We start from the raw sequence: 13,441 nt of genomic DNA, 5'->3' as shown, positions 1-13,441 counted from the left end.
TATCCTCCTAATTTTTATACTTCAATAACTATCGGAAGAATCATAGGAGACCTTCCTGTTTTTTTGTATAGATAATCAGATATTTTTCTTCTTAGTACTTGTTTTATTTTAGAAATTTCATACACTTTTTGGCTTTCTAAATTTTTTAATTCTAATTTAATTATTTCTTTTGCTTCTATTAATAATTCATCAGCATTTTTTATGTACACAAATCCCCTAGTTGCAATTTCTATTTGTTCTCCATATTTACCATTTTTATATAAAGGTATATTCATAACAAATATTCCATCATCTGCTAAACTTTGTCTATCTTTTAATACTGAATTTCCTACATCGCCCATTCTTGAACCATCTATTAATGTTAATCCAGAAGGAACTTTTTCTGCTAAATTCCATCCATTTTTATCTATACCTATTTTAAATCCGTTTTCTGCTAATATTACATTTTTTTCTAATACTCCTGTCATTATAGCAGTTTCTTTATATTTCTTTAACATTGCATATTCACCATGTACTGGCATAAAGTATTTAGGTTTAATTAAATTAAATAAAAGTTTTTGTTCATCTTGACTTGCATGCCCTGAAACGTGTACTCCAACAGATCTTTCAAATACAACATCTGCTTGTCTTTTTAATAATTGATTTACATTTTTCGTAGTTGCTTTTTCATTCCCTGGTATAGGTGTTGATGAAATTATTACTGTATCATTTTCTCTAAGATTTATAAACTTATGTGTCCCATTTGCTATTTTTGATAATGCTGCTAAAGGCTCTCCTTGTGTTCCAGTACATAATATCATAACTTTATTTGGTTGCATTTTTTCACTTTTTTCAATATTTATAATTAAGTTTTTAGGAATATCTAAATACCCTAATCTTTTACATATATCAAAATTTTTCAACATACTTCTACCATCAACTGCTATTTTTCTATTATATTTTACTGCTACGTCCACTATTTGTTGTATTCTGTGAACATGTGATGCAAATGCAGCAATTATTACACGCCCTTGTGCTTTTGAAACTTCTTCATCTATATTTTTACCAACAGTTTTTTCAGATGGAGTATAACCACTTACTAATGAATTTGTACTGTCAGCCATTAATAAATCTACACCTTCTTCACCTAATTGTGCCATTCTTAAAAAGTCAAATCCATCACCTTTTACTGGTGTTAAATCTATTTTATAATCTCCTGTATGAAGTATTGTTGCACTAGGTGTTTTTATACATATGGCACAAGAATCTGCTATACTGTGTGTTACACTTATAAATTCAGCAGTAAAATATTTAGAAAGTTTTATAACTTGCCTTGTTTTTACTTCTTTAAATTTAGGTTTTTTTATGTCTTTTCTTTCAAATTTTGCTTTTGCAAATGCAACTGTTAATTTAGTTCCATATAAATCCATTTTATTTCCCAATTTTTGATATACATATGGAACTGCTCCTATATGATCTTCATGTCCATGTGTTAAAAGTAATGCCTTTAATTTATTTGCATTATTTTCTAAAAATGATAAATTAGGTATTATTATATCTATACCTAAATGTTCATCTGATGGAAATGCTAATCCTGCATCAACCATTATCATTTCATCTTTATATTGTATAACATTCATGTTCTTTCCAACTTCTTCAAGACCACCTAATGGTATTATATATGTTTTTTCCAATTCATTACCATTATTATTGTTATTACTGTTTTTATTATTATTTTTGTTACTATTGCTACTACTATTATTGTTGTTAGTATTGCTATTGTTGTTGTTACTATTTCTATTATTATTATTATTATTATTATTATTTTTATTATTTGTATTCATATTTTTAACTATTTTTTTCTTATTTGTATCTAAACTAGGCATTTTGGTTAATTCTTCTAATTTACTAGAAATTTTAGTTTTTATTTTCTTTTCCAATATTCTTTTCTCCTTTATTATAATATTGTGTTATAAATTCTCTTGCTTGTCTTCCTGCTGCTACTCCTCCATAACCTCCATTTTCTACAAATGAAACAAAAGCTATTTTAGGATTTTCTGACGGGAAATATCCCGCTATCCATGAATGATTTTCTCCACCACTATTTTGTGCTGTACCTGTTTTAGCAGAAACATTCACATAGGGTAATCTTAAAATATTGGCTGTTCCACCATCGTTTTTTACCACCATTTCTAGTGCTTTTTGTAGTATTTTAAGATTTTCATCACTGACATCTATTTTATTTTTTATTTTTGCTTCATTGATAGTTACCATTCCAGTTTGACTTACAAATCTATCAACTAATGTAGGTTCTAATTTTACTCCATTATTTGCTATTGCTTGATAAACCATTAATATTTGAATAGGTGTAGTTAATAAATAACCCTGACCTATTGATAAATTAATAGTATCTCCTGGTAACCATCTTTTTCTACTAGATTTTTTATATTTTTTCTTTTTCCATTCAGGAGTTGGTAGTAGTCCTTCTAATTCTCCTGGTATATCTATGCCTGTTTTTTGACCTATACCAAAACTTGTTGCAACTTTATATATATTTTCTCTCGGTATTTTAAGTCCCAGTGCATAGTAATATGTATTTACTGATTCTTCTATTGATTTATAAAAATCTACATAACCATGTCCATGCAAATGAGAATCTCTAAAAACTGCTCTACCATACTCAAATTTACCTGTTGAATGTATTTTATAACTAGGACTTATTCCAGATTCTAATATTGCTAGTCCCATTACAGATTTAAAAGTAGAACCTGGTGGATAAAGACCTGCTATTCCTTTATTTAATAAAGGTGTTTTTTTAGAATTAACTATTTCATTCCATTCTTTTTGATTAATTTTAGAACTTAATAGGTTAGAGTCTAATTCGGGTGAACTTACAAAAGTTAAAATTTTTCCCGTTTTAACATCTATTGCAATAAAAGTTCCTACAATATCTTTCATATATTGCGTCATATATCTTTGTAGTCTTGCGTTTATACTAAGATATACATTATTTCCTGCTGTTGCTTTAACTTCATCTAATTTTTTTATAACATTTCCTCTAACATCAACTTCTACATATTCACGACCATCTATGCCTTTCATTTCATAGTCATATTGTTTTTCTATACCTTTTTTACCTATTAAATCATCTATATTATATCCTTTATCTTTTAACTCAGAATATTCTTTACCATTTATTTGTTTAACATAACCTATAACATGCGAAGCTAATTCTTTTTCTACATATTTTCTTTTGTTATATTCTACTATATCTATTCTATTATTAGGTAACTTTTCTACTTCTACCAATGCCTTTTCTATATCTATGTCTTCATCTACAACGATTTCATGATCAAATCCTAATGGAACAGTTGTATAAAACGTATCTAGAAGATCTAAATAATCTATTTCCATAATTTTTGCCATATAACTTATATCAAAATATAAATCTAAAAGTTTCTTTCTTCTTGTTTCACTTATATTACTTAATACTTCTTCTGATTTTTCGTGTAGTTTTATTAATATTTCTTTGTCGCTAGAACTTATAGGTTTAGTATATCTATGAATTAGTTTATATCCAGTAGAATTTTCAGCTAAAAGTTCTCCATTAATATCATATATTTTACCCCTAGCAGCTTTTACTATATTTTCTCTAAAACTATTTCTTATAGCCTTTTCTTTATAGTAATCACCTTTTATTATTTGTAAATAATATAATCTAATAGTCAAAAGAGAGAAGATAGTCGCTACTATTATTAAAAAGATGCCATTTCTTTTCCCATAATCCTCTTTATCAATTTCTCTTTTAAATTCCATTTATTTATATTTCTCCATAAAGTTCATCTAATTGATAGTACTCCCTAGCATCTTTTGTAAAAATATTAATTATTATATCTCCACCATCTACTAGTACCCATTCTCCTTCGTTATGTCCTTCTATACTTTTTATAATATCTATTTCTGATTTTACTGCATCTAATATTGCTAAAACATTTCTACTTGATGATCCTGTACATATTATAGAATAGTCATAATATGGCGTTTTATTAATCATGTTGTATACTTTTATATCTTGTGCTTTTTTGCCTTCTATAACTTCTACTATTTTATCTACTCTTAATTTTATATCTAACATTTTTCTCCTATCTGTTTGTTGTTATTTCTATTTTATTTTTTAAATTTTCATCTTTTTCTAGTTTAGAACCAGGTATTAATGATGATAATTTATTAGCTATAAATATATCTTCTGGACTATATTTTATAGTTATCCCCACTATTCCTTGTCCTGATTTTGCTTTATAAACTGTTGGATTATATGCCTTTAATGCTTCTTTTAATTCTGAAACACCAGTAGTTGAGTATATTTTAATAGGTAAATTAGCTTTTCTATCATCACCTAAAATAACAACTGCGTCAGATTCAGGGTATAAATTAGTTTCTTTTGTTTCTAATCTTACATATTTTATACCTAATATACTTATAAGTTTAACTAATTCTTCATCTGTTAATTTATTATTAAGTATGTATGTTGCTTTTCTTCTTTCTTTATAGTTTTCAGCATTATACATTATCTCTAATTCAGTTTTTAATTTTTCTCCTAATTTACTAGCAGAACCATTTAAACCATTAGCATTTAATATTGTTACACTTTTTCCTTTTAATGATGTAGTAGGATCTAATGCTACAGTTTCTTTAACGTCAACTATATCAGAAGTTTGATCTACTACTATCAAGGCTTTACCGTCTCCACCTGACAATATATTTGCTAATCTTATACTATCAATTACATTTCTATCTTCTAATTTCATAGTAGGAATTTCAACTGATGTACTAGGTACTTCATTAGAAGTATCTATTGCTTTTATCCCATGTGGAAAATATTTTGATAAATCTGATAATAATTTTTTTTCATCTTTAACATGTTTTCCAAAGAAACTAAAGAAATAGTCATCTATTTTATTATCCTTTGTAATATATGTACCTTTTGGTATTTCAATAACTTCTTCGTTATAATAAACATAATATTTATCATTAGAAAATGATAATCTATCTGCATGAATTTTATCATTAGTTCCACATGATAATAATCCCATTAACATTAATATTCCAATAATTTTTCTCATTTTTTTCTCCTTTTTTTACTTTCAATTATTTACCTATTATTCCTAATTCATCTTTAATGTCATCTCTTTCAGATAATTTACTTGGATTTATACTCCAACTTTCAGCTATTTCTAAAAAAAGATCTTCACCTGGATATACCAAATCTTCTTGTTCTAAATACTCATCTGTATTTGCTTCTTCTAAAAATGAATTATATAATTTTAAATTTTTTTCTACTTCTGTGGGTTCTCCATAAATTTTTATATTTTCTCCATAATACCCAGAATATGAATAAATTCTATCTATTTTACCATTAGTAGACTTCATCCAATTATAAAAATCTACAATTCTGTGAGAGCCAAAAAATTGGGCTTCTCCAAATTTACTACTTAGTTTATTTAATATAATTTCTAATTTTTCAATACTTTCTTTACTATCTCCAGGAAGTAAACCTCTTCCTACGGCAATAGTCCATTCTCCAATTTGCGGTGTTATAAACACCATATCATCGTATGCATTTTCTATTCCGCTTTCCCAATTACAAGCTTGTATATCTTTTAATTCTAATATTTTGGCTATTTCATTTTTATCATTTGTCTTTACTGCTATCCACCAGATTTTAAATGCAAAATCAACAGGCTCATCTTTTTTAGTTGAAATTACTTTAATTTTTAAGTTATTATTACTTTTATTATCGTTATTTTTTTTGGCTTTGAGAATAAAAGATAATGGCAATAATATAATTAAAAGTATCATTAAATTTTTCACTCTTTTTCCCCTTTTTTACTCCTAATAACCGTAATTATGTGCTAGTACTGATGCTACTAATATAGCAGCAGTTTCTACTCTTAATATTCTGTTACCTAAATTTATTTCTAAAAATCCTTTATTTTTCATAAATTCTACTTCTTTTTGACTAAAGCCACCTTCTGGTCCTATAATACATAAAACTTTTTTATCTTTTGAACTTACTGCTTCATGTAATTTAAGACTTTCATTAGAGTTCTCATACATAAACACTATTTTATCATATTTATCTATGTCTAAATCTCTTAAACTTTGTATCTCAGTTAAATTAGTTTTTTTAACCGCTCTACATTGTTTCATGGCTTCTTTAACTACTTCTTCCCATTTTTCTTTTTTTTCATTGATTTTAACAATTACTCTTTCCGTTTTAAGTGGTATTATATTATTAACTCCTATTTCAGTTAATTTTTTTATAAGAAGTTTCATTTTATCATTTTTTATTATTCCTATAGCAATATCTATATCTATATTTAGGCTATATTTATCAATATCTTTTGATTTAACTTTAAGTAAAACTTCTTTTTTAGAAATTTTTACTATATTAGTTAAATACTCAAATTCATTGTCTACAACTCTTATTTCATCGCCTACATTTAGTCTATAAACATTAACTATATGTTTAATATCGCTTACATTATTTATTATTATATTATCATCTATTTTATTTTCTTTTTCAATTACTATACTAAGCATTAGTCTGCCACCAAACCTAAGTGTCTATATGCTTTATCAGTTACTACACGACCCCTACTTGTTCTTTTAAGTAGACCTTGTTTAATTAAATAAGGTTCATAAACTTCTTCAACCGTTCTTTTATCTTCTCCTAACAATAAAGATAAGGTTTCAAGTCCAACAGGTCCACCATTATAGTTTTCTATTATTTTATATATTATACTTCTGTCCATGGCATCTAAACCATATTCATCTATTTCTAACATTTCAAGTATTCCTAAAACCGACTTTGCATCTATTATACCATTTCCTTTGATCATTGCATAATCTCTTGCTCTTTTTAATAGTCTATTGGCAAGTCTTGGTGTTCCCCTACTTCTTTTAGCCATAATATCTATTGCATCTTCTTCATATGCAATATTTAAAATACTAGCTCCTCTTTTAATTATTAAACCTAATTCATCATCAGTATAATATTCCATTCTATGTGAAACACCAAATCTATCTCTTAAAGGTCTTGATAAATTTCCTGCATTAGTTGTTGCCCCTATTAAAGTAAATCTAGGCAATTCTATTCTTATGCTTTTTGCAGCATGTCCTTTACCAATTAATATATCTATTTCCCCGTCTTCCATAGCAGGGTAAAGTATTTCTTCAACATTAGTATTTAATCTATGTATTTCATCAATAAATAATACATCTCCATCTTCTAATGAAGATAATATAGAAGCTAAATCTCCTGACTTATCTAAAACAGGCCCTGAAGTTATTTTTATACTTCTACCCATTTCATTAGCAACAACATATGCTAATGAGGTCTTACCAAGACCAGGTGGACCATATAAAAGTATGTGGTCTACATTTTCATTTCTCATTTTGGCTGCATTTATATAAAGTTGCATTGCTTCCTTTAATTTAGCCTGACCTATATAGTCATCAAAAGTTCTAGGTCTTAAATTATTCCCTATACTATCTTCTGCTATATGTTCTGATAAGTCAGTAAATCTATCGCTCATTATATTTTCTCCTACTTTTAATTTTTCAAATTAAATTATTAACAATTAGTTTTTTCAAAATATTCATATTTGTATCTTTTTTTAAAATAAATTCAAAAATTTCATAGTCTATATTATTCCAATTTATTCTTTTTTTTATTTTTCTATCTAAATATAGGTCTAACCAAGTTTTAAAAAATTCTTTGTTTTTTTTCTCAAATGGTCTTATTCTATACATGTATGAAATTTTTAATATTAAATCATCAATTGAATTTTCTTTATATTCTCCTAATGCTTTTAAGTTTGATTCTATAAAAGAAGTTCTATCAAAAATATAATCATCATCAATTATATTTTTTTTTCTAAAAGATACCAAATCATCATCTTGTAATTTTTTTTGTATATTTTTCAATATATCTACATTAAATAAATCAGTACTATTTTTTAAAATCGTTATTTTAGGTTTCATTATTCTCCTTTTACTAAATCTTTTGTATTGTAATTATTAATATTTTCAATTTCATAAGATGCATCTATTCCTTTCATAAATAATTCTCTATCATCTATATTAGTTGTAATAGCATTTTTTAAAATCTCTTTTATATCATCAGTATTAACAATACTTTTTTTCATAGCATCTAAATAATCTTTTTTATTTACCTTATTCCAATCTATTGCTGCTTTAAATTTCTTAATTAATATCAAGTCTAGCCAAATTCTTGTACTTCTACCATTTCCTTCATAAAAAGGGTGTAACACATTTACATCACAATATTTTTCTATAATATCATCTATTGTTTTGGCAAAATTATTATTTATTTGCTCTATATTGCTATTAATGTATATTGGCATACAAAATATGAAATTGCCTTTGTATAAAGGTTTATCTCTTACCAATCCAGCAAAATTCCCATAAACTTTATCAAAAATATATTTATGTATTTCTATTAGGTTTTCAATAGTTCCAATTTTATTTTTAAATTTAATTTTTTTAGAATAAATATCATAACATTTAAGTTTACTGTATTTTTCTTCTTCATCTTTATCAATAGAATTATAGAATTTTTCAATATCTTTTAATGTCATTATAGTTGGTCTCCTACTTTTAATTTTTTTAATATTTCTTTATATTTATCTTGGCAAGATAAACAAGTATCTATTAAAAATGCTTTATCTTCATTATATTTTTTCAAACCCCTATAATAAAATAACTTATATTCTTCACTTATAATAAATGGTACTATATTATTTTTCAAACACTGCCTAAACATTATAAGTCTACCAACTCTACCATTTCCATCTTGAAAAGGGTGTATAGTTTCAAAATTATAATGAAAATCAATTATATTTTCTATTTTTTTAATTGGTATCTCATTATATTTATCTAATAATGCTTTCATTTCAAATCTTACTTGTTTGGGACTAGTTGTTTTTAAATTACTAATAAAATTAGGTTTTTTCTTGTATTCTCCAACTGCAAACCAGTCTATTTCACTATCATTAGTGTTAGTTTTTAAAATTTTGTGTAAATCTTTTATTAATTTTTCACTTAAAGGCTCATTAATGGTATCTAAGATATAGTCAAAACATTTAAAATGATTTTTGGCTTCTATTATATCATCAATTTTGGTAATTTTTTCTTTATCAGATATAAAAGAATTAGTTTCATATATGTATTTAGTTTCTTCTTCTGTTAAAGAACTTCCCTCAATATGATTAGAATTATATGCAAAATTTATTTGTGTATAATGGTAAATTCTACCTTTTAATTTCATTTTCTTTTCTTGTAAAAATTCTTGCAATATATTATTTAACATATTTTTCCTTTTTTATCATATATATATTTATAAACATTTTAGCATTTTCTCTAACAAAATTTTCAAATGCTTTTAACCATTTATCATCTAAATTATACTTTGAATGTTTTTCTATTTTAAAATCTTTTAATTTTTCAAATATTTTTAAGTGCTTTTCATTTACATATTTATATACTATACTCTCAAAGCCCTCTAAAAATGAATCCTTATAATTAGAAAAATAGTATTTGCTTAAATCCTTTCTGTCTAATTCAAAACTAGATATTAAATTTATAAACGATAAACCATTATCAAATATTGGTGCTGGTCTTAAAATTTCTCCTGTGTCATTATTTCTTAATAACCCAAAATTTCCTAAATGTCTATCTATATTACCTATTAATGAATCAAATACTAACATGTCTGCCATAAAATCATAACCCATAATTTCATTAATTTTTTCTAAATTATTATTATCTTTCTTATCTAAAACCTTAAATATTGGTACATATGAAATTTTCTCACTTGTGAAAATATCGCAAGCAGATACTATATTTCCTTTATAATTAACTAAATCATATTTCACATAATCAAAATCAAAATATTTAGCAACTTGACCTGTATAAAATTCGGTATAGGCTTCTTTACCCCTATTAGCATATTCTACACTATTTGACTTAAATAATACAGTTTTCCCATTGTCATATCTATACCAACATTTTTTTATTGCTCCATTTGTTGTATATTCAGGGGAAGTTGTAAGCATTTTAATGCTATGCTCTATTCCAAAAAAAGCAGTTTCAGATATAAGTTTTGAAAAGTTATTGTTATATAAGTTATAGTCTTTCCATAAAAACTTACTATTTTTAGGCACTAGCCAATAAGAATCATTTAATGATAATGCTAATGATATATCAATGTAACTTGTTAATAAGTTTCTATTTTCATAAGGTAGAGTGTTTATAATCTTATCAAAATTTTCTCTATTATTAGGTATTCTCCTATTTTTTATAAATTTTTCTAATGAATCTATATCATTTTCTAAATCTAATGGTCTTAATTTAGAAAAATCTTTATAAATTTTTAAAATTTCTAGTTTTTCTATATTTTTAAAATTTTCATTTTTAAAACTAGAAAATCTAAAATCAAGCAAAGGAATATCTTTACTTTTTAAAGTATATTCTTTTATATATTTTAAAGTTTCCATAATCCCTCACTTTTTAATTTTTCTTATATTTCTATAATATCTCCAACCACGAATAAAACATTATTTAATAATGCATATCTATTATTAGTTATTTTTTCATCATCTGTATTAATTTTTACATTATCAAAATATGAATTTATAACTTTGGCATTTTCTAATAATGTATCTATTGAAGCAGAAAAATTATTCTTATTATTATTTAATTTTTCTATTAAATTTATCATATTTTTTTCATTTTCATCTTTAATTAAACTTAAATCTATACCTTTATTACTATTATCTTTTACCATATTTTTCATTCTTTTTAGTAAATTTATTAAATTAGCAAAATCACTTGTTTTAGATAGTTCATTTAATTTATTTAATTTTACCAAAATATTTTTAAAGTTAGTTTCTATATTTATCACATAAGAAATAAGGTCTTTGCTATATGTTTCAGACAATACTGTTTCTAATCTTTGTTTGAAAAATTGTATAAAATCTCCCAAAGCATTAGAATATATTACTTTTTTATCATTACTAAATATTTCATATGCTTTTTTAGATAAGTCCACATAAGATATATCTAATTTTTTATCTAGTGCAATATAAGTTACACCTTGTATAGCCCGTCTTATAGCATAAGGGTCTTTTGAACTAGTAGGTTTTAGTCCTACACAAAATGCTCCCATACCAGTATCAACTTTATCTGATATTGCTGCTATTGCACCTTCCATTGATTTAGGTAAATCATCTCCTTGAAATCTTGGTCTATAATGTTCTTCTATTGCATTAGAAACTATATCATTTTCTTTGCTATTCTTAGCGTAAATAGATCCCATCATACCTTGTAAACTTGTAAATTCTTTTTCATTTATTACATTAGAAACCAAATCAGCCTTAGATAATTCTATGGCTCTTAAAGTATTTTCATCTGCTCCTAAATATTTTGCTATTTCTTTTGCTCTTAACATTTTTTCATATATAGTTCCCATATCTTTTTGGAACATAATATTTTTTAATTTTTCTACATTATCAAATAAATTAATTTTTAAATCTTCATCAAAGAAAAATTTAGAATCCGCTAATCTTGGTTCTATTACTTTTTCATTACCTAATTTAACCAATTCAGAATAAACTGGTGCATTTCTAACAACTACAAATTGGTTAGATAACTTACCATCTTCTTTTCTTACTGGGAAATATCTTTGATGAGTTTTCATAGTTATAGTTATTAATTCCTCTGGTAAATTTAAATAATTTTTATTGAATTCTCCAACTATTATACATGGATATTCTACTAAATCTGTAACTTCTTCTAATAAAGAGTTATCTACTTCAGTATTTTTAGGTAAATTTTCTAATATTTTGGCTTTTCTATTTTCTCTATCTGCTATAACATAATTTTCTAATAAAAGTTCTTTATATTTAGACATATCTTTTACTAATATTTCTTGACTTCCAAACTCTCTCATACCACGAGTTATATTACTAGCCTTGATACCTTCAATACTAAAATCTAGAACTTCATTATCTACTAATGCTAAAATCCATTTTATAGGTCTTATAAATCTAAATTGACTACTTCCCCATTTCATACTTTTTTCAAATTCTAATGAGTTAATAGCAGTTTTTAAAATTTGGGCTAATATTTCCTTAGTATCTTTTCCTTTTTCAAACTTAGATATTTGTACATATTCTCCCTTAGGAGTTTTAATAATGCTATATTCATTTTCTTTTAAACCATTAGATGCTAAAAAACCTAGTAATGCCTTAGTTGGCTTCCCATCTTTTAATGCTATGTTAATTGCTGGTCCTAATTTAGTTTCATCTAAATCTTTTTGAGTATCACTCATTTCAATTTCAATGGCTAATCTTCTAGGAGAACTATAACTTTTAGTTCCAAACACTTCTATTCTATTATTTAATAACAGTTTTTTAGTATTTTCAAGTAGTGCTTTTTCTGATTTTACTACATATCTTGAAGGTAATTCTTCAACTCCTAATTCAAATAAAAGTCTCATTATTTTTCCTCCTTTTTAAGTAATGGGTAGCCCAATGCTTTTCTATTTTCAACAAAAACTTCAGCACATTTTTTAGCTAAATCTCTTACTCTTAAAATATATGACATTCTTTCAGTTGTACTTATACTCCCTCTTGCATCTAAATTATTAAATACATGTGAACATTTTAAAACATAATCATAAGCAGGTAAAACTAATTTATGCTCTATACAATTATTTGCTTCTTTTTCATACATATCAAATAAAGTAAAATGCATCTTACTATCACTTACTTCAAAACTATATTTAGTCATTTCATATTCATATTGTTTTCTTCTTTCACCATACTTAACACCATCTGCCCACTCTAAATCATATATATTGTCTTTATTTTGTAGATATAGAGCTATTCTTTCAAGTCCATAAGTTATTTCAACAGGTGTAATATCTACTTCAAGACCGCCTACTTGTTGGAAATATGTAAATTGAGTAACTTCCATACCATCTAACCAAACTTCCCAACCTAATCCCCAAGCACCTAGTGTTGGAGATTCCCAGTTATCTTCTACAAATCTTATATCATGATTTTTAATATCTATACCTAATGCTTCTAAACTTTTGATATATAGTTCTTGTATATTATCAGGTGAAGGTTTCATTATAACTTGAAATTGATGGTGTTGATAAACTCTATTAGGGTTTTCTCCATATCTACCATCTTTTGGTCTTCTTGAAGGTTCTACATAACAAACCTTCCAAGGTTCTGGACCTAATGACATTAAAAATGTATCAGGATTAAATGTCCCTGCTCCTGTTTCAACATCATATGGGTTAGAAACTATACATCCTTGTTTCCCCCAGTATTCTTGTAATGTTAATATTATACTTTGAAAATTCATT

The 13,441-nt window shown here is 25.5% G+C and carries 13 protein-coding genes; all 13 read right to left on the bottom strand.

The features are described from left to right. Positions 1 to 14: 14 nt before the first annotated feature. Genes AWT72_RS01015 through glyQ form a run of 13 tightly spaced genes read right to left on the bottom strand, consistent with a single transcriptional unit; the run spans position 15 to position 13,440 of the window. The gene (locus AWT72_RS01015) at positions 15 to 1,919 is read right to left on the bottom strand and encodes a ribonuclease J (protein ID WP_231724032.1); all 1,905 of its coding nucleotides are present in this window, start codon (positions 1,917 to 1,919) and stop codon (positions 15 to 17) included. Further along, positions 1,897 to 3,795, bottom strand: coding sequence for a penicillin-binding protein 2 (gene mrdA, locus AWT72_RS01010; protein WP_082680486.1), 1,899 nt, complete (start codon positions 3,793 to 3,795; stop codon positions 1,897 to 1,899). The genes AWT72_RS01015 and mrdA overlap by 23 nt, the downstream gene beginning before the upstream one ends. Positions 3,796 to 3,799: 4 nt before the next feature. Beyond that, complete coding sequence (rsfS, locus tag AWT72_RS01005) at positions 3,800 to 4,114, bottom strand: ribosome silencing factor (RefSeq protein WP_067139455.1); 315 nt, start codon at positions 4,112 to 4,114, stop codon at positions 3,800 to 3,802. Between the two features lie 7 nt (positions 4,115 to 4,121). Then, positions 4,122 to 5,102 carry a LytR C-terminal domain-containing protein gene (locus tag AWT72_RS01000; RefSeq protein ID WP_067139452.1) on the bottom strand — a complete coding sequence of 327 codons (981 nt, stop codon included), beginning with the start codon at positions 5,100 to 5,102 and terminating at the stop codon, positions 4,122 to 4,124. Between the two features lie 25 nt (positions 5,103 to 5,127). Beyond that, positions 5,128 to 5,850 carry a hypothetical protein gene (locus AWT72_RS00995; RefSeq protein ID WP_067139449.1) on the bottom strand — a complete coding sequence of 241 codons (723 nt, stop codon included), beginning with the start codon at positions 5,848 to 5,850 and terminating at the stop codon, positions 5,128 to 5,130. Positions 5,851 to 5,871: 21 nt separating this feature from the next. Then, positions 5,872 to 6,582, bottom strand: a complete 711-nt coding sequence (locus tag AWT72_RS00990; protein ID WP_067139445.1) for an RsmE family RNA methyltransferase — start codon at positions 6,580 to 6,582, stop codon at positions 5,872 to 5,874. Further along, positions 6,582 to 7,577 (bottom strand): Holliday junction branch migration DNA helicase RuvB, encoded by a 996-nt coding sequence (gene ruvB, locus AWT72_RS00985; RefSeq protein ID WP_067139442.1) that lies wholly within the window; start codon positions 7,575 to 7,577, stop codon positions 6,582 to 6,584. The genes AWT72_RS00990 and ruvB overlap by 1 nt, the downstream gene beginning before the upstream one ends. A 25-nt stretch (positions 7,578 to 7,602) precedes the next feature. Then, the gene (locus AWT72_RS00980) at positions 7,603 to 8,025 is read right to left on the bottom strand and encodes a hypothetical protein (RefSeq protein ID WP_067139439.1); all 423 of its coding nucleotides are present in this window, start codon (positions 8,023 to 8,025) and stop codon (positions 7,603 to 7,605) included. Beyond that, positions 8,025 to 8,642, bottom strand: coding sequence for a Fic/DOC family protein (locus tag AWT72_RS00975; RefSeq protein WP_067139437.1), 618 nt, complete (start codon positions 8,640 to 8,642; stop codon positions 8,025 to 8,027). The genes AWT72_RS00980 and AWT72_RS00975 overlap by 1 nt, the downstream gene beginning before the upstream one ends. Further along, entirely contained in the window at positions 8,642 to 9,373 is a 732-nt protein-coding gene (locus tag AWT72_RS00970) for a Fic family protein (RefSeq protein WP_067139434.1), read from the bottom strand. Before AWT72_RS00970 ends, AWT72_RS00975 begins: the two co-directional genes overlap by 1 nt. After that, complete coding sequence (locus tag AWT72_RS00965) at positions 9,363 to 10,559, bottom strand: HipA domain-containing protein (protein ID WP_067139430.1); 1,197 nt, start codon at positions 10,557 to 10,559, stop codon at positions 9,363 to 9,365. Before AWT72_RS00965 ends, AWT72_RS00970 begins: the two co-directional genes overlap by 11 nt. Positions 10,560 to 10,582: 23 nt before the next feature. After that, the gene (glyS, locus tag AWT72_RS00960) at positions 10,583 to 12,562 is read right to left on the bottom strand and encodes a glycine--tRNA ligase subunit beta (RefSeq protein ID WP_067139427.1); all 1,980 of its coding nucleotides are present in this window, start codon (positions 12,560 to 12,562) and stop codon (positions 10,583 to 10,585) included. Continuing rightward, the gene (glyQ, locus tag AWT72_RS00955) at positions 12,562 to 13,440 is read right to left on the bottom strand and encodes a glycine--tRNA ligase subunit alpha (RefSeq protein WP_067139424.1); all 879 of its coding nucleotides are present in this window, start codon (positions 13,438 to 13,440) and stop codon (positions 12,562 to 12,564) included. Before glyQ ends, glyS begins: the two co-directional genes overlap by 1 nt. Position 13,441 lies beyond the last annotated feature (1 nt).

It is taken from the genome of Oceanivirga salmonicida (assembly GCF_001517915.1).
In the GTDB taxonomy this organism is placed as follows: Bacteria; Fusobacteriota; Fusobacteriia; order Fusobacteriales; family Leptotrichiaceae; genus Oceanivirga; species Oceanivirga salmonicida.
The sequence above is the reverse complement of the archived record's forward strand: the minus strand, read 5'-3'. Positions and strand labels throughout refer to the sequence as shown.

Excerpts from the sequence above, each read along its gene's own strand:
- mrdA (WP_082680486.1), bottom strand. The coding sequence starts at position 3,795 with ATGGAATTTAAAAGAGAAATTGATAAAGAGGATTATGGGAAAAGAAAT.
- rsfS (WP_067139455.1), bottom strand. The coding sequence starts at position 4,114 with ATGTTAGATATAAAATTAAGAGTAGATAAAATAGTAGAAGTTATAGAA.
- AWT72_RS01000 (WP_067139452.1), bottom strand. The coding sequence starts at position 5,102 with ATGAGAAAAATTATTGGAATATTAATGTTAATGGGATTATTATCATGT.
- AWT72_RS00990 (WP_067139445.1), bottom strand. The coding sequence starts at position 6,582 with ATGCTTAGTATAGTAATTGAAAAAGAAAATAAAATAGATGATAATATA.
- ruvB (WP_067139442.1), bottom strand. The coding sequence starts at position 7,577 with ATGAGCGATAGATTTACTGACTTATCAGAACATATAGCAGAAGATAGT.
- AWT72_RS00980 (WP_067139439.1), bottom strand. The coding sequence starts at position 8,025 with ATGAAACCTAAAATAACGATTTTAAAAAATAGTACTGATTTATTTAAT.
- AWT72_RS00975 (WP_067139437.1), bottom strand. The coding sequence starts at position 8,642 with ATGACATTAAAAGATATTGAAAAATTCTATAATTCTATTGATAAAGAT.
- AWT72_RS00970 (WP_067139434.1), bottom strand. The coding sequence starts at position 9,373 with ATGTTAAATAATATATTGCAAGAATTTTTACAAGAAAAGAAAATGAAA.
- AWT72_RS00965 (WP_067139430.1), bottom strand. The coding sequence starts at position 10,559 with ATGGAAACTTTAAAATATATAAAAGAATATACTTTAAAAAGTAAAGAT.
- glyS (WP_067139427.1), bottom strand. The coding sequence starts at position 12,562 with ATGAGACTTTTATTTGAATTAGGAGTTGAAGAATTACCTTCAAGATAT.
- glyQ (WP_067139424.1), bottom strand. The coding sequence starts at position 13,440 with ATGAATTTTCAAAGTATAATATTAACATTACAAGAATACTGGGGGAAA.